The organism is Actinomycetota bacterium, assembly GCA_028698215.1.
GTDB lineage: Bacteria > Actinomycetota > Humimicrobiia > Humimicrobiales > Humimicrobiaceae > Halolacustris.
Genome location: JAQVDY010000016.1, coordinates 16,533 through 38,802 on the forward strand (window position 1 = coordinate 16,533; position 22,270 = coordinate 38,802).

The 22,270-nt window shown below is 46.0% G+C and carries 14 protein-coding genes, 1 tRNA gene and 1 other annotated feature; all 15 genes read left to right on the plus strand.

The features are described from left to right. The first annotated feature begins 32 nt into the window (after positions 1 to 32). The 15 genes from PHN32_05980 (at position 33) to PHN32_06050 (ending at position 21,782) form a co-directional block, all read left to right on the plus strand. Positions 33 to 2,153 carry a hypothetical protein gene (locus PHN32_05980; protein ID MDD3777138.1) on the plus strand — a complete coding sequence of 707 codons (2,121 nt, stop codon included), beginning with the start codon at positions 33 to 35 and terminating at the stop codon, positions 2,151 to 2,153. A 24-nt stretch (positions 2,154 to 2,177) separates the two neighbouring features. Beyond that, on the plus strand, positions 2,178 to 3,077 hold the full coding sequence (locus PHN32_05985; protein ID MDD3777139.1) for a polysaccharide deacetylase family protein: 900 nt from the start codon (positions 2,178 to 2,180) through the stop codon (positions 3,075 to 3,077). A 157-nt stretch (positions 3,078 to 3,234) separates the two neighbouring features. Continuing rightward, a complete protein-coding gene (locus PHN32_05990; protein ID MDD3777140.1) occupies positions 3,235 to 7,500 on the plus strand; it encodes an acyl-CoA dehydratase activase in 4,266 nt (1,421 codons plus the stop codon). A gap of 49 nt (positions 7,501 to 7,549) precedes the next feature. Further along, complete coding sequence (gene tmk / locus PHN32_05995) at positions 7,550 to 8,185, plus strand: dTMP kinase (protein ID MDD3777141.1); 636 nt, start codon at positions 7,550 to 7,552, stop codon at positions 8,183 to 8,185. After that, positions 8,169 to 9,182, plus strand: coding sequence for a hypothetical protein (locus tag PHN32_06000; GenBank protein MDD3777142.1), 1,014 nt, complete (start codon positions 8,169 to 8,171; stop codon positions 9,180 to 9,182). Before tmk ends, PHN32_06000 begins: the two co-directional genes overlap by 17 nt. Next, positions 9,179 to 10,012: a stage 0 sporulation family protein gene (locus tag PHN32_06005; protein ID MDD3777143.1), complete on the plus strand. Its 834-nt coding sequence runs from the start codon at positions 9,179 to 9,181 to the stop codon at positions 10,010 to 10,012. Before PHN32_06000 ends, PHN32_06005 begins: the two co-directional genes overlap by 4 nt. Before the next feature lie 7 nt (positions 10,013 to 10,019). Next, a tRNA-Thr gene (locus PHN32_06010) sits at positions 10,020 to 10,095 on the plus strand. A gap of 13 nt (positions 10,096 to 10,108) precedes the next feature. Further along, the gene (argS, locus tag PHN32_06015; GenBank protein MDD3777144.1) at positions 10,109 to 11,743 is read left to right on the plus strand and encodes an arginine--tRNA ligase; all 1,635 of its coding nucleotides are present in this window, start codon (positions 10,109 to 10,111) and stop codon (positions 11,741 to 11,743) included. 24 nt (positions 11,744 to 11,767) lie between these two features. Further along, complete coding sequence (lysA, locus tag PHN32_06020; protein ID MDD3777145.1) at positions 11,768 to 13,084, plus strand: diaminopimelate decarboxylase; 1,317 nt, start codon at positions 11,768 to 11,770, stop codon at positions 13,082 to 13,084. Continuing rightward, entirely contained in the window at positions 13,071 to 14,390 is a 1,320-nt protein-coding gene (locus tag PHN32_06025) for a homoserine dehydrogenase (protein MDD3777146.1), read from the plus strand. The genes lysA and PHN32_06025 overlap by 14 nt, the downstream gene beginning before the upstream one ends. Next, entirely contained in the window at positions 14,390 to 15,886 is a 1,497-nt protein-coding gene (gene thrC / locus PHN32_06030; protein MDD3777147.1) for a threonine synthase, read from the plus strand. The genes PHN32_06025 and thrC overlap by 1 nt, the downstream gene beginning before the upstream one ends. Then, positions 15,883 to 17,100, plus strand: a complete 1,218-nt coding sequence (locus tag PHN32_06035) for a cofactor-independent phosphoglycerate mutase (protein ID MDD3777148.1) — start codon at positions 15,883 to 15,885, stop codon at positions 17,098 to 17,100. The genes thrC and PHN32_06035 overlap by 4 nt, the downstream gene beginning before the upstream one ends. Then, entirely contained in the window at positions 17,093 to 17,977 is an 885-nt protein-coding gene (locus PHN32_06040) for a homoserine kinase (protein MDD3777149.1), read from the plus strand. The genes PHN32_06035 and PHN32_06040 overlap by 8 nt, the downstream gene beginning before the upstream one ends. Before the next feature lie 95 nt (positions 17,978 to 18,072). Further along, the gene (gene sppA / locus PHN32_06045) at positions 18,073 to 18,978 is read left to right on the plus strand and encodes a signal peptide peptidase SppA (protein MDD3777150.1); all 906 of its coding nucleotides are present in this window, start codon (positions 18,073 to 18,075) and stop codon (positions 18,976 to 18,978) included. 191 nt (positions 18,979 to 19,169) lie between these two features. Further along, positions 19,170 to 21,782 carry a PAS domain S-box protein gene (locus PHN32_06050; protein ID MDD3777151.1) on the plus strand — a complete coding sequence of 871 codons (2,613 nt, stop codon included), beginning with the start codon at positions 19,170 to 19,172 and terminating at the stop codon, positions 21,780 to 21,782. 67 nt (positions 21,783 to 21,849) lie between these two features. After that, positions 21,850 to 22,103, plus strand: a binding site (T-box leader). Positions 22,104 to 22,270 lie beyond the last annotated feature (167 nt).

Below are 22,270 nucleotides of genomic sequence, written 5' to 3' on the forward strand. Positions count from 1 at the left end.
AACTTATAATTTTAATGGTAAACAGGGAAGGGATGGATAGCATGTTTAAGATATTGCCTATGCCAAAAGTATGGGACCTGGACCAGGAGGCCAGCTATACTTTTACAGAGATTAACCTGGATTTTAACGGTTGCTCCCCTGATCTTATGGACAAAATTAAGGATATAGCCTTACTGAAATTAGGGCCGCTGGGCCTAAAAATAGGGGAAGGCCAAAAGGTTTTAGGCAATACCCTGGCCCTGGAGTTTATTTCTAGCCTGGATACGGGCCGGATAGAAGGAAGGTATCAGCATTTATTCGAGCAGCAGGGCTATATACTTAAGTCTGAACATAACAAGATGCAGCTCTATTTTGCCCATCTCAGGGGGGCCGTATACGGCTTGTCTACCTTAAAGCAGATAATGATGAAACAGGAAGGGCCCTGGACCATGCCCCATTTCTATATCCTGGATTACCCGGAAGTAGGGCAGAGGGCCCTGGCTACCACCTTTGCCTGGTATGCAGGTTACGGCCGGGTGGGGTTTGACATGCAGCTATGGGATTTTGAGGACTGGAAAGCTTTCCTAAACCAATGCTCGGACTTTAAGATTAACCAGCTTAATATGTGCATGTATGGGTACTGGCCTTTTGAATTTGAGCAGTACCCGGAAACTACCCTAAAGGATTTTCCCCTTAAGATATGGAATGATGAAAGCAAGAACTGGATAGAAATAAGGTATACCCACCCTAATATAGTAAAAGAGTTTTTGCCGGAGCTAATAGATTATGCCCATAGGCTGGGCATAGATATCTTTGCCTATATTGGCCTAAATTCATATAATGGCGGCTATTCCAATATCCATAGGGATAAGAGGATGAAACTTCCTGCGCAAAGCAAATACATCAATGATTTCGATACCTTGTGCCTCAGCCAAAAAGATACCATAGCCTACCTTAAAGCCTCCATAGGCAAAGTGGCCAGCCTGGGGTTTGACGGCATAATATTTGAAGAAAGCGAGGAGGCATTCTGGTACTGTAATTGTGATAGGTGCAAGGCTAAATACATAGATAAGACTTCTTCCCCGGCAGAGGCCAAACATATGGCCAATTATGAGCTTCTTAAGATTTTACATGGGAAGATAAAAGAGGTAAACCCTGGCTGTGAGGTAGGGCTTAGGGCCTGGAGGGAGCCTCCCTTAAAAAAGGACCTGGATTATCTAAAAAAATGTGAGGCATCAATACCCAAGGATGTCAGCCTTTACTGGGCCCCCGGCCTGTATGTGGGGGAAGAAGAATTTGAAAAATGGGTCAGTGTATTCGGCACCAATAGAATTTGTGCCCGGGATACTGAATCCAATGCCATCTCTTCCTGCCTGGGGCGCCTGTACCGGGTGTTCAGGTCCAATATTTTAAGGCCGGAAGAAGAAACCAACCAGCAGCATATAGATAATGATATAAGGCAGCATAAGGGCTCAGCCAGGGTGGGGGCCAGGGGCATAAACGGCTATATGTTTGAGTATTACAGCTATTTTATGCATTTTTTGGTTCACGCCGGCTATGGCTGGGACTCTTCTATGGAAGCAGACAGCTTCTTTGAATATGCGGCGGAGGCGGTATTCGGCTTGGAGTTGGCACCAGATATAATGTATGTGCTTAAAAACATGTTAACTATCCATGAAAGCCAGATATCTATTTTCACTTCTGAATTTCCCTTCCAGAGAAACAAGGTAGAAGCCAGGGATATAGATACCATAAAGCAGGCTTTAGGGCAGTGGCCTATTATTTTAGAAAAAATCCAGAAAGTCAAAAAAGAGCTGCAAGACCATAAATACCTGCAGCATTATTACCAGCACTTTGATAAAATTGAAAATGCCCATAGGAGAAACAAATATATCTATAAGCTGTGCCTGAATGCCATTAGTTATGACCAGGCCCGGGACGGTGAAGAAAAGGTTAAATACCTTAAACAGGTTTACAGATACAATGAAAAGGATTTTGACCTGGCCCGGAAAAAATTCTTTGATGTAAACCCGGTGGATGCTACCGGCATTAAAGCCAGCATGTTTCCCTATCATGAGATAAAAAGGGTGATTAGGAACCAGATTGAGGATGGCTACCGTGACCAGGAGCAAATATATTTGGGAGTGGAGGCTTTAGGCTGGCTCTGGCTTTAGCACAGGGAGATAAAGGAGGCAGGAGTGGCAGAAAAATATATAATTTTTGGTTTTGACATGGAAACCGATATTGGCAGCTACCTTAAGACCTATAAGGGGATAAGGCAAGGCAGCCCTAAGATCCTGGATATTCTAAAAAAGCATGGGATAGAGGCTACTTTTTTCTTTACCGGCCATGCGGCCCAAAATAATCCGGACCAGGTTCTGGAGATAGTGGAGCAGGGCCATGATTTAGGCTGTCACAGCCTTAAGCATGAGACGGTAGGAGATGCAGCTTTTAACATGCCCAATGACTGTCCCATACTGGAGGAAGAGCTGGAGCGCAGACTGCTTAAAAACATTGAAATTATAAAATCCATAACCGGCAGCAGGCCCCAAAATTTCAGGGCTCCCCGGCTGTGGCAGGGACATGGCCAGATAAAGGTACTGGAAAACCTGGGGTTTAAGGTGGATGCCTCCTATTCGGTGGCTACTCATGAGAAGCAAATCATTCCCTACCATCCTTCAGATACAGATTGGCTGCAGCCGGGGAATATGAATATATTGGAGATACCTAATTTTGCTTTCCTGGATTCAGAAAATGACTATAGCCGTTTTTTCGGCCAAAATGACCAATGGCCCCTGTTGAGGCTGCTGGGAGCAGAATTTGTGGCTGAAAACCAAAAATTAGTAGTAGAAAGGCAAGCAGAGTTAACCGATAAATGCGTGCTGCTGTTTTATTTGCATCCCTGGGAATTTGAGGTTATGCCTGAAAAGTTTGAATATGATGAGGGGACTTTCCTGTTTAAGCCTGAGCTTACCCAAAATTGCGGTCCCCGGATGGCAGAAGAGTTTGAAAAATATATTAGGCTCTGCTTGGAGGACGGCTATAAATTTACTACCTGCAGCAAATTTTACCATATCTGGACCAGCGGCTGCAGCTAGCTGGCTGGGGCTCGGGGCCCCAGGACAGGTATGGAATTTTAGGGTAATATTTTAAAAATTTTCCCCTGAACATGAAGCATTCAGTTTATTGACGTTTATTTTCAATGTTGTTAGCATTACATAATCAATTCAGCATAAACAAAAAGAAGAGGCAGGCATGGAGTTATATATCGGCTATGATATTGGTTCAGTAAGTGTAAACCGGGCGGTACTAGACCGACGGCACCAGGCAATAGATGTATTGGAATACACCCGTCATCAGGGAGAACCCTTAAAGGTAATCAGAAAAGATTTAAGCCAGTTGCTGGAAAAATATGAGGGGGATAGTATCAGGGGGCTGGCTTTTACCGGTTCCGGGGGCAAAGGGGTAGCTACTGCCCTTAAAGCGGTTTTTATAAATGAGATTGAAGCCCTTATGAATGCCTGCCGCCAGTATATGCCTGATGCTTCTACGGTTATAGATATAGGGGGGCAGGATTCCAAATATATTGACCTGGCCATTGGCGATTATGCCATGAACGAACTGTGCGCAGCGGGAACGGGGTCTTTCCTGGACCAGCAGGCTTCCCGTTTCGGGTTAAGTATCGAGGAGTTTGCCCAGGTAGCCCTAAAGTCTGATAATCCGGAAACCATTGCCGGAAGATGCAGCGTATTTGCCAAGTCGGACATGATACATTTGCAGCAGGAAGCAGCCAGGGATGAAGACATAATGCTGGGCCTGTGCTATGCCATGGCCAGAAGCTTTAAGTCCGGTATAGTTAAGGGTAAGAAATTCAAGCCTCCGGTAGTATTTTGTGGAGGGGTTTCCAATAACCAGGCTATGGCGGCCGCTTTTAAGGATGTGCTGGGCTTGCCCATAACCGTGCCTGATCACAATGAATCCCTGGGGGCTATAGGCGCTGCCCTTTCTGCCATGTCCGGGGGGAAGCCGGCAGACAGGGAAAGTTTAAGGCTGCTGGATGATTATATTGCAGGACTAAAATATGAAAGGGATACCTTTGAGCCATTGTCTATACAAAAGTCAGAGCTTCCGGCCTATACCGCGGAGGAATATGAGTTTGGCACTGGTAAGGTGGATGCCTATATAGGTATAGACGTGGGATCCATAAGTACCAATGTGGTGGCTATCGACCGCCATAAAAGGCTTATTGCCAAATGTTATCTCCGTACTGCAGGCCGGCCTATTGAAGCAGTAAGGAAAGGCATTGCCATTATTGGCCAGGAGGTGGGAGATAAGATTACGGTCAAGGGAGCAGGGACCACCGGCTCCGGCCGGTACCTTATTGGTGACTTTGTGGGTTCAGACATAGTGATAAACGAAATAACTGCCCAGGCCACCGCCGCTGCTGCTATCGATAAAGAGGTGGATACCATCTTTGAAATAGGGGGCCAGGATTCCAAGTACATATCCCTGGAGAACGGGGTGGTAGTAGATTTTGAAATGAACAAGGTATGCGCCGCCGGTACCGGCTCTTTTTTAGAAGAGCAGTCAGAGAGGTTTAACCTGGCCATAGAGGAGTTTGCGCCTATAGCCCTTAAGGCTCAGAACCCCCTGGATTTGGGGGAAAGGTGTACCGTATTTATGGAGACCAATGTTTACTCGCATTACCAAAAGGGGGCCCAGGTAGATAATATACTGGCCGGCCTGGCTTACTCCATTGTAATGAATTACATAAACCGGGTAGTGGCCAGAAAAAAGATAGGCAACAAGATATTTTTCCAGGGGGCAGTGGCATTCAATCATGCGGTAGTGGCCGCTTTTGAAAAATATTTGGATACCAAGATAATAGTGCCTCCCCATCATGAAGTTACGGGAGCCATAGGTACAGCTATTGCTGCTTTAGAGCACGGCGGGGATGCTACTAATTTCAGGGGATTCGGCCCTATATCTGAGGTTAGCTACCAGCAGAAATCTTTTGAATGCAAGGGATGTGCCAATCATTGTGATATAAAGATGGTTTCCATAGAAGGAGAAAAACCCCTTTATTATGGTGGAAGATGCGAAAAGTATGAGCAATCCAATAAGGCTAAAAACGATATACCCGATTATTTCCAGGATAGGGAAGACATACTGCTGGGCACCTATAAGCCCCAGCAGAGGAAAGGGGCCAAAAGAGTAGGTATCCCCTTTACCATGCTCACCTATGAATTTTATCCTTTCTGGGGTGCTTACTTTGATAATCTGGGGCTGGAAGTGGTCCTTTCCGATAAAACCAATAAGCAGATTATAGCCAGCGGCCTTTCTTCAGTTATTGCTGAAACCTGTTTTCCCATGAAGGCCATGCTGGGCCATATCCATAACCTGCTGGACAAGGGGATAGATTATTTGTTTGTCCCTACCATCAGGGATATGCCAGCCAAACATCATGCTATCAAGGGAGACCGCACTGGAAGTTATCCCTGTCCCTTTGTACAGGGCATTCCCAGCATTGTAAAGGCAGCCATAGATTTGGACGGGGTAGAGGTATTGGATCCTATTATTAATTTTAGTTTTGAAGGTTATGCCAAATCCAGGCAGCTGCAGCAGCTGGGCCAAAAAATAGGGGGAGGCAAGGCGGCCATAAATAAGGCTATACAGGCAGCTTACCAGGCCCAGAACCAATTCTACTCTAAGCTGAGGCAGAGGGGTAATGAAGTTTTGGCTGACCTGGGCCCGGATGAGCCAGCCATAGTGGTTACTTCCCGGTCCTATAACAGCTGTGACCGCTCTATATCCATGGATATACCCAATAAGCTCAGGGATTGCGGCATGAAAGTAATTCCCCTGGATTTTCTGCCCTTGGAAACAGTGGACCTTTCCCAGCAGTGGCCCAACCTTTACTGGGAATTTGGAGACCGTATCATTAGCGCAGCCAAGATAATAAGGGAAGATGCCAGGCTTTATCCTGCTTATCTTACCAATTTTGGCTGCGGTCCTGATTCCTTTATACTGCAATATTTTGAACGGGAGATGGACAAGCCTTTCCTAAAGATTGAAATTGATGAGCATACCGGAGGGGCGGGAGTGGTTACCAGGTGTGAGGCGTTCATAGATTCCCTTAAAAACTACCGGAAGACAGCCCATACCCCCGGCCCGGAGCCTTATCTGGCCCCGGTGTCCTTTAAGAAAGGAGACAGGCGTACCCTTTATATCCCTTATATGAGTGACGGCTCTTATGCCATCCAGGCTGCTTTTAAGAGTGTGGGGATTGATTCCGAGGTAATGATTTCTGATGACGAGACCTTGGAGCTGGGACGGAGGCATACCCTGGGCAAAGAGTGCTACCCCTTCATTATTACTACCGGGGATATACTTAAAACCTTAAAATACAATGATCCTGGCCGGTGCGCATTCCTGATGCCCTTAACCTATGGGCCCTGCAGGTTTGGCCAGTATAACCAGCTGCAGAAGATAATTATTGCCGAGCAGGGCTATGAAGGGGTGCCCATAGTTTCCCCCGGGGCCCCGGAAAGCTCCCGTTTCTATGAAGAATATGATATGGATAATATCAGGGGGCTGAGGCTGCTGGGACGGGCCATGCAGGGAGTGTTTACCATGGATAATCTGGATAAAATGGCCAGGAAAGTACGCCCCTATGAAAAACAGGCTGGACAGGCTTCCAGCTTGTATGATAAATATCTTAAACAGATCATTGGTTTGCTGGAAACCCAGCCCCATAAGGCTTTGTTCGGGCAATTGGTAGACCTTTTAGCCCGGGCTCGCCAGGAATTTGAAGCGGTAGAGGTAGAAAAGGCCAAGAAGCCGCTAATCGGGGTGGTGGGAGAGATTTATGTCAGGAACCATCCTTACAGCAATAATGAGATTGTCAAAAAAGTGGAGCAGCTGGGAGGAGAGGTAGACATACCCACCATATCGGAGTGGCCCAGCCATACCACTGCTACCAGCAAGCTGGACAATTCCGTAAAACAGGCAGACCTTTGGTATAAAATATTGGGGGCAGCAGGGTTCAATTCCATTATAGGCAGAACCAATGGGGGGCTGGGCTCTTTGGTATCTGATTATGTAAAAACCATACGCTTTTATGCCCTTAACCGCCTTAACAACCGGATTATAGCTTCTTATTTGAGCAAGCTGGCCAAACCGGTGGAAGGATTTGTCCGGGATACCGATAATCATGATATTTACCATACCTGGGATGCGGCTGAACCCTATATCATAAAATGGTTCGGGGAAGCAGCCCTGAGTGTGGGGAAATCAGTTAATTGGATTGAGCAGGGTTTTGATGGAATTATCAATGTAATGCCCTTTACCTGTATGCCGGGCACCATTGTGACTGCTACTTCCAAGAGGATAAGGGAAAAATACAAGGTACCCTGGCTGAACCTGGCTTTTGATGGACTGGAGCAGGGCACTACTGAGACCAGGCTGGAAGCTTTCATGTACCAGGCCCGTCTATATGCTGAGCAAAAGGATGGCAAATAGGGGCTGATACGGTGATTTAAGCCCTTATTCATGTTAAAATAGGTACATTATGGAAGCTAGAAGCAATGGTCTGTTTATAACATTTGAAGGCCTGGATGGCTCCGGTAAGAGCACCCAGATGAAGCTGGCTGAAGACTATCTGAAATCCAAGGGGCTGGCAGTAGTATCTACCCTGGAACCGGGGGGCACTCCCATAGGGGAAAAGATAAGGGATCTTCTCCTGGACAGGGATAACTTTGAGATGTGTCCCAAGGCGGAAGTGTTTTTATTTTTAGCTTCCCGGGCTCAAATTGTATACCAGGTAATTAGGCCTGCCCTTAACCAGAATAAGATAGTGCTGTGTGACCGTTTCTTTGATTCCTCTATTGCCTATCAGGGAATAGCCCGGGGGCTGGGGCCAGAAAAGATTTTAGAGTTGAGCTTGTGGGCTACAGAAGGTCTGGTGCCCCATCTTACCTTTTTGCTTTCTGTGGGTACCCCTCAATCGGAGGCCAGGAAAAAGGCCAGGGGCGAAGGCCAGGACCGGCTGGAAGCGCAGGAAGATGATTTCAAGCAGCAGGTTTATAAAGGTTATTTGCAATTGGCCCGGCAGTTTAAGGACCGTTTTGTGGTAATAGATGGTGAAAAAAGTGTGAGCCAGGTATTCCAGCTGGTTAAGGAAAAGATAGATGAGTTGGTGGGATAAATTAAATTTTCTAAAGGACTGGCCCCAGAACCAGCTAAATTTAAAGATGCTGGCATCAATGTTGGAGGGAAAACTGGGCCATGCTTTCTTGTTTTGGGGTCCTGACCATGATTACCTGTATCAGCTGGCCTTAAGTTTTGCTGCTGCTATAAATTGTCCCCATAAAGGCTGCAGCACCTGCCAGGTCTGTAAAAATACCATAAAAGGGATACACCCCAACCTGCTTACGGTGGAAGCTGATGGAAATATCCTTACTGTAGATAAAATTAAGCAGATACAGAATTTTTGCAGCCTGACTTCTTATAACAGCCAAAAGAAGATAGTGATAGTCAAGGAAGCGGAGCGGTTAAACCAGGAAGCCTCCAATAAGTTTTTAAAAACCCTGGAAGATCCTCCCGGGCCGCAATGTGTATTTATATTGTTGTGCCAGCAGCCGGGGATGCTGCTTCCCACCATTTATTCCCGGTGCCTGGCTTTTGAGTGGTCTTTTGATATGAATGCTGAAAATGGGCAGCAGTTTGATGAGTTGGAGCTGATGGTGGAGGCAGGTATGAAAAGAATAATTGGGCAGGATATAGGGGAGGCACTAAAGCTGGGACAGAAAATTTGCGGATGGCTGGATGGCCAGGGCAGGTCCCTGGCCCAGGAGCAGAAACAGCTTAGCCCTGAAGAGGGCGGTCCTGATAAGGCCATGATTAAAAAAAAGGTATCCAGGTTAAACAGGTTGGGCATGGAAAAGGTTTTTGATATAATAGTGGCCTGGCTGGAAGATATGGTAGCGGTGGTTCTGGGGGCAGGAAGCAAAGTACTGCACTACAGCCAGAATCATGATTTTCTGGATTCCAGCCTTATAGGCATAAAAGCGGACCGGTTGCTAAACCTGTTGGAATTGGTGGAAGAAAACCGGTATTATTTGAGCCGCTCTATTAACCAGGAGCTGGCTTTGGACACAATATTTTTAGGCCTCAATGAGGCAATAAGAGGTGAAGCAAAATGAAGCCATGTATTGGCATAATATTTAGGAAGAACGGCAGGATACATTATTATGACTGCAATAGCATTTGTGTGGAAGTCGGAGACAAGGTTATATGCCATGTCAGCGACTCCATTGAAATAGGCGAGGTAGCCAACCCGGTGCAGGATGTGGATGAAGAAGGATTTTCTGAACCTTTGAGCAAGGTTATCAGGAAGGCTACCCATTATGACCTATCGGTGGATGAGATCAATAAGAATAAGGAAGCAGAAGGCAGCAAGAAATTTGAGGAGCTGGCTGCCAAGTACAAGCTGCCCATGAAGCTGGTAGATGTGCATGTCATGTTTGATAAGAGCAAGATGATCTTTTATTTTACTTCTGAAAAGAGGGTTGATTTCAGGGATATGGTAAAAGAGCTGGCCTCTACTTTTAAGATGCGCATAGAGCTGAGGCAGATAGGGGTAAGGGACGAAGCTAAGATCATTGGCGGGTTGGGACCTTGCGGCAGGAAATTGTGCTGCAAGAGTTTTTTATCCGATTTTGATTCCATTTCTATCAAGATGGCCAAGGACCAGAACCTGCCCTTAAACCCCCTCAAGATTTCAGGCATTTGCGGGCGGCTTATGTGCTGTCTCAAATATGAATACGAAGACTATGAGAAGTTTATGGATAAAGCTCCGGAGAGGGGCACCAGGGTAAGGGTAGACCAGCATTGCGGCTGTGTATGCGGTTATGAGCCGCTTAAAGGCAGTGTTATCGTAGAACTGGATAATGAGACCAGGAAAACAGTTCCCATAGACCAGATTACCGTAATAGGCAAAGCTCCGGAATCTGGGGACAGGCAAGAGCAGTAGGCAGTTTGCCGATGTAGCTCAATTGGAAGAGCAGCTCATTCGTAATGAGCAGGTTACCGGTTCAAATCCGGTCATCGGCTCCAGGAAGGAGAAGCATTGATTGTAAGGGATTTATCTTTAAAGCTGAACCAATATGTCCGTGATATGGCCGGCAAGTCTGCAGAGGGGATATTGGATTCGGTTACCATAGGGGTTCCCAAGAACAAGAAATTTGGGGACCTGTATACCAATGCGGCCATGGTCATGGCCAGGCCTTTGGGCAAAAACCCCTTAAACATAGCCCAAACCATGGTCAAGGATTTAAGTGAGGCCTGGCCCCAGGCAGAAGGCCTGGAAATTGTCAAACCCGGCTTTATCAATTTTAAGCTAAAGGACAGCTTCCTAAAGTCTTGCCTGGCAGAGATTATTACCCAAAGGGAAAAATATGGCCGCAACCAGGAAGGGGCGCAGGCAAAGGTAAATATTGAATATGTTAGCTCTAATCCTACCGGCAATCTCCATATCGGCCACGGCCGGTGGGGAGTTTTGGGAGATGTGCTGTCCAGCCTTTATGAGGCCAATGGCTACCAGGTGACCCGTGAATACTATGTTAATGATTACGGCAGCCAGATACAGAAGTTTGGCCAGTGTGCGGCCAGCCTGTATTCCCGCCATTTTGGCCGGGAACATGATTACCCTGAAGACGGTTATCCCCCGGAAGCAGTATCTGAGGTAGTAGAAAGGGTTATAGAGAGGTATGGCGACCAGTTTACAGCGGACCTGCCCCGGCTGGAAAAGGTGGCAGTGGAGACCATGATAGAGGTTATCAGGCATACTTTATCCAGCATGGGGGTTAATTTTGATGTATGGTTTAAGGAAAGCAGCCTGTATGAAAATAATAATTTTGAAAAGGTAATAGATAAGCTGATATATAAAAACCTGGCGTACCGCAAACAGGGGGCGGTATGGTTCAGGTCCAGTAATTTTGGTGATGATAAAGACAGGGTTATTATTAGGAAGGACGGCCAGCCTACCTATTTTGCTTCCGATATCATGTACCTTATCAATAAGTCAGAACGCGGATTTGATAAGATTTTCTATATATGGGGAGCAGACCATCATGGCTATGTGGATAGGCTAATGGCTACCGCCCGGGCTTTGGGCCTGGATGATATGGAGGTAATAATTATAATAGGCCAGCTGGTAAAGCTGGTAAAAAGCGGGCAGCTGGTTAAGATGTCCCGGAGGAAAGGCAAGGTCTACACTTTAGCTGATTTGATTGAAGAAGTAGGCCCGGATGCGGTTAGATATTTTTTCGCTGCCAATTCCTTTGATACCTCTATGGATTTTGATATTGATTTGGCTTTGGAGAAGTCCAGCCAGAACCCGGTTTATTATGTCCAGTATGCCCATGCCAGGATAGAGAGCATACTTAAGAAGGTGGGCACCAGGCAGTTGGAGGATGTGGATTGCAGCCAGCTGCAATTGGAGTCAGGGGCGGAAAGGGAAATAGCCAAGAAACTGGTATTTTTCCCGGATGAAGTATATAACGGATGCGCTAATAATTCCCCTTATTTCTTAACCCAGTACCTTTATGGGCTGGCTACTGATTTTCACTATTTCTATAACCATTACCGGGTTATGGAAAATGAGGGGATAAACCAGTCCCGTTTAGGGCTGGTGCTGTTAACCAAACAGGTATTGTTAAACGGGTTGGAAATGCTGGGCATTAGCGCTCCTTCCCAAATGTAATAATATACGAGAAGGCAGGATTTTATGTTATTACCTATTACTGCGGTCATAGATGATGGTGGGATGCTGCATATAGGCGGATGCAGTGCAAAAAGTTTGAAGGAAAAGTATGGCACCCCCCTATATATTATGGATGTGGCTACTATCAAGAAACAATGCACAGATTATATTTCCAATTTTACCTTTGATGATTTACAAGCAGAGATTATCTATGCCTCCAAGGCTTTCAGCAGCCTGGCCATATGCCAGCTGGTAGCTTCCCAGGGGTTAAGTGTGGATGTGTCTACCGGAGGGGAGCTTTATATGGCTTTGGCCAGCGGCTTTGATCCGGCCAAAATTTATTTCCATGGCAATAACAAATCATGCCAGGAAATAGAATATGGCCTGGAGAGCAATGTGGGCACTTTTATTGTAGACAACTTGGAAGAGCTGGATCTATTGGCCCGGATGGCCCAGGAGAAAGGCAAAAGACAGAACATATTTTTAAGGATTACTCCGGGAATCAAGGCTTCCACCCATGAGTATATCCAGACCGGTAAAATAGAATCCAAGTTTGGATTTGGGATCCATAAATCCATCGCCAGCCAGGCGGTGAAGCAGGCCTTAAGTTACGGCAGCCTGAACCTGTCCGGCCTGCACTGCCATATCGGTTCCCAGATCTTTAATCTTTCCAGTTATGAGAAACTGATAGACGTAATGCTTAAATTCATGCATTCGGTAAATAATTCTTGGGGGGCCGGACTGGGGCAGCTAAACATAGGGGGAGGATTGGGTATTAGCTATACCCGCCATGATAAGCCTCCCGCCATTGCTGATCTGGCTCAGCTGGTCCATCATGCAGTTTTAAAATATGGGGCCAGGCATGGGGTTAAATTAAAGAAGATTTACCTGGAACCGGGAAGGTCGATTGTGGGCAATGCCGGGATTACCCTGTATGAAGCAGGCACCATAAAGCAGATCCCCCATGTAAAAAATTATTTATCAGTAGATGGGGGGATGTCAGATAATATCCGCCCCATTCTATATCAGGCTAAATATGATGCTTTTTTGGCTGAAAGGATGAAGGACAGCACCCCGCAAGCTGCTTATACCATTGTAGGCAAGCATTGTGAGAGCGGGGATATCCTGATAGAGAACATAGATTTGCCAATTGTAAACAAAGGTGATTTAATTGCAGTTACAGCCACCGGCGCGTACTGTTATTCCATGGCCAGCAATTATAATGGGCAGACTAAGTGTGCGGTGGTAGCAGTGGAAGAGGGCGCCAGCTGGCCTTGGATAGAGAGACAGACTTATCAAGACTTGGTAGCCCATAACAAGGAGCTATATGAATCAAAATAATTACCAGCAGGTTAATATTGGAATAATAGGATTTGGCTATATTGCCAGTGAGGTTTATTCCTTAATCTACAGCCAGGCCGATTATATATCCAAAAAGATTGGCAGAAAGCTTAATATCAGCCGCATAGCTGAAAAGGATAAGCAGAAGCTGAAAGGCAATATTCCCGGCCTGTCTTCAGTGGAGATAACCAGGGATGCTAATGATATAATTGAAGATGATAGTATTGATATAGTAGTGGAGCTTATAGGGGGCATTGTTCCCGCCTATGACTTTGTATCTAAAGCCCTAAGCCGGGGCAAGTATGTGGTAACTGCCAATAAGGACCTGATTGCCAATAAGGGCAAAAGGCTGTACGAGCTGGCCCAGGATTCCAATGTGGACATACTGTTTGAGGCCAGTGTAGGGGGAGGTATACCTATTATAGGGCCCATGAAATCATCCTTAGCTTCCAATAATATCCAAAAGATCGTGGGAATTTTAAACGGAACCACCAATTATATCTTGACCAGGATGGAAAAGGAGGGCTTGTCTTTTGCCGATGCCCTTAAGATGGCCCAGGATTTGGGTTATGCTGAAAAAGCTAATCCCTCTGCCGATATCGAGGGTTATGATGCTGCCTGCAAGCTGGCCATACTGTCTTCCATTGCCTTTAATTCCAGGGTGGTAATGGATGATGTTTACCGGGAGGGCATTACTTCCATTACTATTGACGATATAAATAATGCCCGGGAGATGGGTTACCGCATTAAATTATTGGCTATAGGCCAGGAGAAAGATTCGGTCATCAGCGTGAAGGTACATCCTGCCCTGATACCGGTTAACCATATTTTGGCTTCTATTGAGGACACTTACAATGCTGTATACGTATACGGCAATTATGTGGGGGAAATAATGAGTTACGGCCGGGGTGCCGGGGATAAGCCTACTGCCAGTTCAGTGGTGGGGGATATTATAAAGGTGGCCCGCCACCTGGACAGGGACCGTAAAGGTCCTATTTATGGCTGCAGCTGCTTTGAGGATAAGAAGCTAAAGGCTATTGATGAAGATATCAGTAAGTTTTATTTATTGGTTGATGTGGAAGACAGGCCGGGAGTCCTGGCCAACATAGCCAGGGTATTCGGGGATTATCAGGTAAGCATAAAATCCATGATCCAGAAACAGTCAGACCTGGATAATACGGCCCGGCTAATATTTATTACCCATGAAGTATTAAACAGGAACCTGTACCAGTCCATTAAAGAGGTTTCCCGGCTGGATGTAGTACATAAAGTGCTAAATGTCATCAGGGTAGAGGACTTGAGCTGATGGACCCTATCCGGTACAAAAGTACCAGAGGCGGAGAAGAGGTAAGCAGCGTTCAGGCCATTTTAGATGGAATCGCCCCTGACGGGGGGCTTTATGTACCTACCGGTTTTCCCTCTTGGGGGCCTCGTTTGGGTCAGCTGGCTGAATTGGACTACCGTCAGCTGGCAGCTGAGGTTTTGGGCAGTTTTTTTGCAGATTTCAGCCTGGAAGAAATACAGGCTGCAGTTAATGCTGCTTATGATGACAAATTTGACCATCCTTGTTTTGCCCCCTTGGTTGAAAAGGGTGGTTACTTTTTTTTAGAGCTTTTTCACGGACCTACCCTGGCTTTCAAGGATATGGCCCTATCGGTGCTTCCCCACCTGGTGCAACTGGCCAGGACCAAGCTGGGGCGCAAAGATGAGCTGGTTATATTGACTGCTACCTCCGGGGATACGGGAAAGGCTGCCCTGGAGGGTTTTGCTGATGTAGAGGGAACCAGGATCATTGTTTTTTACCCCCAGGAGGGGGTCAGCAAGATACAGGAAAGACAGATGGTAACCCAGAGGGGTGAAAATACCCATGTAGTGGCTATCCGGGGAAACTTTGATGATGCCCAGGGGGGAGTCAAGGAGGCTTTCTCGGACCAACAGTTCAGGAGCCTGGCCAAAAGAGCCGGTTTTTCCTTTTCTTCTGCTAATTCCATTAATATAGGGAGGCTTATTCCCCAGGTGGTATATTACCTATACTCTTACCTGGAGCTGTTAAACAGGGGCAGGATTAAGGAAGGGGAAGAGATCAATGTATGTGTTCCTACCGGTAACTTTGGCAATATCCTGGCCGCTTATTATGCCCGGCAGTGCGGGGTTCCCCTGGGGAGGCTAATCTGTGCCTCCAATATTAATAATGTGCTTTATGACTTTATAAATAGCGGCACCTATGATAGAAACCGCCAGCTAAAGCTTACTTCATCGCCTTCCATGGATATATTGGTTTCCAGCAATCTGGAAAGGCTGCTGTATCATATAAGCGGGGAAGATGCCGTAATGGTAACCAGGCTGATGGAAAATTTGGCAAATGAAGGCAGCTATTCCATAAGCCCAAAGATGAAGGACAGTTTGGCTGATTTTTATCCGGGTTTTGCTACCGAAGCAGAAACCAGGGAGGCTATAGCTTCAGCTTACCAGGAGCTTGGCTACCTGATTGATACCCATACTGCAGTTGGTTTTAGTGTATGCCGGCAGTATGTACAGGAGGGCAATAGCGGTATTAATATTATTGTTTCTACTGCCAGTCCTTTTAAATTTCCAGCAGAAGTGCTAACTGCTATTGGGGCTCCGGCCGGCTGCACAGATGAACTACAGCTAATAGACCGGCTGGCTGAGGTTACCGGAGTTACCGTACCCCAGAATTTAAGAAATTTAGCCCAGCTGCCGGTAAGGCATACTGCCGTCTGTTCCCAGGCCGGCATAAGGCAGCAGATTAAAAGTATATTGGGTATAGAGGCCCTGCAATGAAGTATGCAATCATTTTGATGGACGGGGCTGCCGGTTATCCTTTGGAGCAGCTGTCAGGCAAAACCTGCCTGCAGGCGGCCCATACCCCTAACTTGGATTATTTGGCTAAAAAAAGTTTGCTGGGCATGGTTAGGACGGTGCCGTTAGGACTGGAACCTGGTAGCGATGTGGCCAATCTTTCTGTTTTGGGCTATAATCCGGCGGCCTACCATACCGGCAGGTCTCCCCTGGAGGCAGCCAGCATTGGCCTAGACTTGGCAGCTGATGAAGTTGCTTTCCGCTGTAATTTGGTTACTTTAAGCCAGGCTGATAGCTATGCCCGCCGGCAGATGCTAGACCATAGTGCAGGAGAGATCACCACCCAGGAAGCCAGCATTTTGATAAAGGATTTGGCCCAGGTGCTGCAAAGGGACGGTTTGAATTTTTATCCCGGGGTAAGCTACCGCCATATAATGGTGCTAAAAGGCGAAGAAAAAAAGGTAAAGCTTACTCCTCCCCATGATATACTGGGCAAGGTTGTTGGCCCCTTTCTGCCCCAGGGCCGGGGTGGGGATATGCTATTGGGGCTGATGGAAAAAAGTGTAGGGATTTTAAGCGGGCACCCCCTTAATATCCAGCGGGAAAAACAGGGATTAAGGCCGGCCAACTCCATCTGGATCTGGGGCCAGGGCAAAAAACCCAGCCTGGATTCTTTTTATAAGAAATACGGTTTGACCGGTGCGGTCATATCTGCAGTGGATTTGATTAACGGCATAGGCATATGTGCGGGGCTCATACCGATAAAGGTAGAAGGGGTTACCGGCAATCTTCATACCAATTATAAAGGGAAGTATGAAGCAGGGGCAGAGCAGTTAAAAAAAATGGATTTGGCTTATATACATATTGAGGCTCCGGATGAATGCGGGCATCAGGGTGATATCCAATGCAAGCTAAAGGCCATCGAACTAATAGACCAGCAGGTGATAGGGCCCCTGTATGAGGGCTTAAGTGAGCTGCAAATTCCTTTCAGGATGATGGTTCTGCCTGACCACCCTACCCCTATTGCCTTAAGGACCCATAGCGGAGAGCCGGTGCCTTTCTTAATTTATGACAGTTCGGATCCCAGGCAGGACAGCCAGGCAGCCTATGATGAATTCTGGCCGGCAAAACATGGAATTAAGGTGGAGGAAGGCCATAAGCTTATGGATATTTTTATAGGAAGGCAATATGGATAGAAAATACATGGTATCAGTTAAGGCCTGTGCCAGTTCGGCTAATATGGGGCCTGGTTTTGACCGGGCAGCCATTGCTTTGGATATCTGGAATTATTACCGGGTTTTAGGGTTCAGGCCTGAATTTGAGCTTAGGGATTTAAAATCAAACCAGAAGTACAGTGGCGGGGAAAGCCTTTTGGTAAAATCCATATTACATACCCTCCAGGTTTGCGGGAAACCGTCCAGCCAAGGCCTGGCGGTGGAATATGAGGAAAATATCTTGCCGGGTGGAGGCTGGGGCAGCAGTGCAGCCCAGATAGTGGCAGGCATAATACTGGCTGACCGGTGTTACGGTTTAGGACTGGCTTCAGGCATAATGCTGGATATTGCCCAGGCCTTAGAGAGGCATCCTGACAATGTAGCGGCAGCCCTGGGAGGAGGAATGGTGGTATGTTACCGGAAAAAGGGTAAATTTTATTACCAGAAAATGGCTGTAAGCCCTCACCTGGAGGTGCTTCTGTTTGTGCCTCACAGCAAAATTGTAACTGAACAGGCCAGGGACCTTATTCCGGATAAGGTGCCCATAGATGATGCCGCTGATAATATCGCCAATTTTTGCCTGCTGGCCAATGCCTTAAGGAAAGGCGATATCTGCCAGGCGTCATTATTTATAAAGGACAGGCTTCACCAGCCATACCGGGCCAAGATTTATCCTTTCTCCATGGACCTGGTAAAAAGGCTTAATACCGATTACCAGATACCGGCAGCAATAAGCGGCTCCGGCCCTTCGGTGATAGCTTTTATATCCAAGCACAGCGGGGTGGAAAAAAATATGAGGTTTGAGGGTTTTGACCTGGTTAAAACCAATATCAGCTTCGATGGAAGCATGACTTATTAGCCCTGGCTTGGATTAAAATGCATAAGGGGACAACCTTCTTTTTTTTAGGTACAATAATATAGGATTAAGATATTAACTAAGGCAAAATGGCTAAAATGAGTACAGGGAAAATTGTAGGTATAGTAATCGGCAGCCTGCTGCTCTTGTTTTTGTGCTCAGCATCTTGTTTTGCCCTGGGGTTTTTCTCTTCTATTTTTTCCGGCAGCCCTGCAGCGGGGGGAAATATATTTCAGATAAATATTGAAGGAGTAATTTCAGCTTCCCCGGCTAGCCTGCTAAGCGGGCAGGCTACTACTCCTGAACAGTTTATGGCCCAGCTGGATAAGGCTGAAAAAGATCCTTCCATAAAAGCCGTACTGCTAAGGATAAACAGCCCTGGAGGCAGCCCTGCTGCCTCTCAGGAAATTTTTGAGCAGGTTGGCAGATGCAGTAAACCGGTAGTGGTATCCGTGGCAGATACTTGTGCTTCAGGAGCTTATTATATTGCCTGTGCCGCCGATGTTATAGTAGCTTCCCGCTCTTCTTCAGTGGGCAGCATTGGGGTAATTTTACAGGTAGCCAACCTGGAAGGGCTGTATGATAAGCTGGGCATAGAATACACCACTGTCAAACAGGGAAAATACAAGGACATCGGAAGTTCCAGCCGGGAAATGACTTCTGAAGAGAAGCAGATGCTGGAAGAGCAAACCTATAAAATCTATAACCAGTTTATAGAGGATGTTGCCGGCAGCAGGGGCCTAAAGCTGGAGCAGGTAAAAGAACTGGCTACCGGATGGACTTATATCGGTACCGAGGCTTTAGAGCTGGGCCTGATTGATAAATTGGGCAACTACAAAGATGCCATAGATGAGGCAGCCAGGCTGGGTGGTATTAAGGGGGAGCCCGTGGTTAGCGGAAGGCAGCAGTTTTCCTGGCTGGACATGGTATTAAGTTATTATTCGGGGGGCTTATCGCCCCGTTTTGCAGAAATCCCCCAGTGGGATACCTATATCTACAGGTAGCTTCAATATTGCTATAATATTGATAACAGGCGGCCGGCCTGGCAGTATAATGTTATGCTGCCAGGCTATCTTCTAATAAATCTTTTAGAAAATTTCCTTATGAATATTATTATTTAAATAGTAGACATTTAATTAACAATTAGTTATTATATTTTATGTATTAATTATTAGTAATAATATTTATACTTTAAATGAAAGATTTTAAGGAAGTTTGTAATTCACTGGCTTTTCCCTTGTTTGTAATAGATGATAAAGCTAAAATCCTGTTTGCCAATAGGGCTGCCTGCCGTAAATGGTCCAGGAGTTTTGATGACGGACAAAAACCTGCCTTTTTTATGGATTTGTTTGAGGAAAGTTGTGCTTTAGTGGTAAAGGATGTGCTTCACCACGTAAGTTCCACTGGCCAGCCTGAAACCATAAGCTGTGAAATGACAGCGGGATCAGAAATTTGTAAAGTGGTTATAAGTTTGGGATTAATGGATTCACCTGGCCGCTTTACCGCTACTATTTTAGATCCAAGCCTGGCCGGGGAGGAAAGGGAGCAGCTATATTACCGCCTGGGGTTTGAGATAATGATTTCCAGGTTATCCCAAGAATTCATATCTTCCAGCAATCAGGGAATTGAAGCCAGAATACAAAGGGTGTTCCGGTTGTTAGGCCCTTACCTGGGGGCAGAACGGATACTCCTGTATCTTCTAAGTAAAAGCGGCAGCCGGTGGATAAAGTCTGCCGGATGGGGGGCAAAACTAGCCCAGGCAGGACATATGGATAGGACTAGGTACAGTTGGTGGTTTGACCAAATAAAAGGAATGGAAACGGTAAAGATAAACAATATCCGTGACCTTGGCCAGGATGCTGAGGCGGAAAAAAGGCTCTTTGCCAGGCAGGGGGTTAAATCATTGCTGGCTGTTCCCCTGGTCTTAAATAATGAAGTAAGAGGCTTTATGAGATTTGATTTTTTAGCCTTTAACCGGTGTCCAAATACGGACCAGGTGTATCTAGTAAAGATGGTCAGCGAAGCTGTAGCTAATTTTACTGAAAGGCTAAGGCTGGAAACCATGATAGAAAGAAATAGGAAGCTTTACCACAGTTTCCTGGAAAATACTATGGACATGGTGTTCCTAAAGGATAAGAATTTCAAATACCTGATGGTTAACCAGCCTATGGCTGATTTCTACCGGAAACAGCAATCAGAAATAGAGGGAAAAACTGATTTTCAATTAATGAGCCCTAGAGAAGCCAGGCAGTGCAGGAAATCAGATATAAGGGCCCTGGAATCCAGTAAAGTGGTGGCCACCATAGAGAACGTAGGGGATAAGATTTATGAGACCAGGAAATTTAAAATAGCAGATCCGCAGGGCCAGGTTCTAATTGGGGGCTATATCCGGGATGTGACTGAGGAAAATAATATGATGGTCAAGCTCAGGGAAAGTGAAGAAAAATACCGTTTAATTGTAGATAACCAGACCGAGCTTATTGATAAGGTTGCTCCTGACGGTACCCTTTTGTATGCCAGCCCTTCCTATTGCAGGTTCTACCGCAAGAAAAAAGAAGAATTAATAGGTTCTAATTTTGTACAGCACCTGGACTCCAAACAAAGGGATAAGATTAAGAAATTATTTTTAAAGGCTATCCGTCCGCCATATGTTTCCTCATCCCTGGAGCAGGTAGAAATAGGGGGGCAGCAAAAATGGGTGTCCTGGATAAATAAGGGAGTGTTGGATAACCAGGGCAGGCTGCTGTATGTAATAGGATCAGGCCGGGATATTACCGAACAGGTAAAAACCGAAAAGCAGAGGGAATTTTTGTCCCTTCATGACAGCTTTACCTCCCTTTACACCCGTAACTTTTTTTTGGCAGAACTAAAAAGGGAGGATGAGCTTAAAAATTATCCCTTGACCGTTATACTGGGAGACATAAACGGGCTGAAGCTGGTTAACAGCAGTTTTGGGCAAAAAGAAGGAGACCGTATTATCCTGGGGGTTTCTAATGCTATTAAAGCCACTCTTAGAAAAGATGAAATTATTGCCCGGTGGGGAGGAGATTCATTTGCCATACTGCTATCAGGAACCGGGGAAGCCCAGGCAGAGAAGATTATTGCCAGGATAGACAGGCGCATAGCCCGGCAGGATTTCGTGGTGCCGGTAACCATATCTTTCGGTGTTTCCACCAAGACTGGTGATACAGAAAGGGTTAACTTAATCAGGGATGCGGAAGATAAGTTGATGGGCAAGAAGCTGTTTAATAAATCCAGCTCCCATAGCGCGATTATCACTTCATTGGAGAGGGCTTTAAAGGAAAGGGATTATGAAACTGAAGAGCATGTAAAGAGGATGAAGGTCTACAGCCAAAAACTGGGCCAGTCCCTGGGACTGTCAGAAGATAAGCTGAACCATCTTCTGCTGTTAGCCACCCTGCATGATATTGGGAAAATATCCATACCGGACAATATAGTGCTAAAACCGGGCCGTTTAACCTCGCAGGAATGGAAGATAATGAAGACCCATGCTGAGATTGGGTTTCGTATTGCTGAGGCCAGCCCTAATTTAAACCATATTGCCCAGGCTATATTGCATCATCATGAGAAATGGGATGGGTCCGGATACCCGGATGGCTTTTCTGGAAAAAAAATCCCTTTGCTATCCAGGATTATTGCTGTAGTGGATGCCTATGATGCTATGACCCATGACCGCCCTTACAAAGGGTCCATGAGTAAAAAAGAGGCCATAGAGGAGCTTAAAAGGTGCTCCGGGAGCCAATTTGACCCTAAAATAGTCCGGGAATTTATCAAGATTTTGAAATAAAAAAAATATTAGACAAAATTTGGCGGTTGTGCTATATTGCAATTTACCTTGAAAATTAAATATGGCCAAAAAGCCGTTGAGCAGAAGTAGTAAGCACCATGCGGCATACAGAGAGCCACTAGCAGGTGAGAAAGTGGCTGCAGTGCAGGTAGCTGAATGGGTCTGTGAGGCGCCCGGCTAAAATCTTGGAGAGAGTAAGTCGGGACGGGTTCCTCCGTTATCATAGGATAGGGTATTATAATGTACCTGATGAGAGCACTTCAGCCGTGAGCCTGAAGTGAAGTAGAGTGGCACCGCGAGAATTAACCTCTCGTCTCTACCGTTAGTAGAGATATGAGAGGTTTTTTTATTTTACTTAAAGAAAGACATTCTATAAAAAGAAAAGATAAAAAAAATTAAATTGTCAAAGAACTTAAAAAATATAAATATTTTCAAAAATTTGCTCTTTGAAAACTAAATAAAGCTAAGCAGCATTTTTTAAAGACATA

Excerpts from the sequence above, each read along its gene's own strand:
- lysA (MDD3777145.1), top strand. The coding sequence starts at position 11,768 with ATGTTATTACCTATTACTGCGGTCATAGATGATGGTGGGATGCTGCAT.
- PHN32_06040 (MDD3777149.1), top strand. The coding sequence starts at position 17,093 with ATGGATAGAAAATACATGGTATCAGTTAAGGCCTGTGCCAGTTCGGCT.
- PHN32_06050 (MDD3777151.1), top strand. The coding sequence starts at position 19,170 with ATGAAAGATTTTAAGGAAGTTTGTAATTCACTGGCTTTTCCCTTGTTT.
- PHN32_06000 (MDD3777142.1), top strand. The coding sequence starts at position 8,169 with ATGAGTTGGTGGGATAAATTAAATTTTCTAAAGGACTGGCCCCAGAAC.
- PHN32_06035 (MDD3777148.1), top strand. The coding sequence starts at position 15,883 with ATGAAGTATGCAATCATTTTGATGGACGGGGCTGCCGGTTATCCTTTG.
- tmk (MDD3777141.1), top strand. The coding sequence starts at position 7,550 with ATGGAAGCTAGAAGCAATGGTCTGTTTATAACATTTGAAGGCCTGGAT.
- PHN32_05990 (MDD3777140.1), top strand. The coding sequence starts at position 3,235 with ATGGAGTTATATATCGGCTATGATATTGGTTCAGTAAGTGTAAACCGG.
- PHN32_06025 (MDD3777146.1), top strand. The coding sequence starts at position 13,071 with ATGAATCAAAATAATTACCAGCAGGTTAATATTGGAATAATAGGATTT.
- sppA (MDD3777150.1), top strand. The coding sequence starts at position 18,073 with ATGAGTACAGGGAAAATTGTAGGTATAGTAATCGGCAGCCTGCTGCTC.
- PHN32_06005 (MDD3777143.1), top strand. The coding sequence starts at position 9,179 with ATGAAGCCATGTATTGGCATAATATTTAGGAAGAACGGCAGGATACAT.
- thrC (MDD3777147.1), top strand. The coding sequence starts at position 14,390 with ATGGACCCTATCCGGTACAAAAGTACCAGAGGCGGAGAAGAGGTAAGC.
- PHN32_05980 (MDD3777138.1), top strand. The coding sequence starts at position 33 with ATGGATAGCATGTTTAAGATATTGCCTATGCCAAAAGTATGGGACCTG.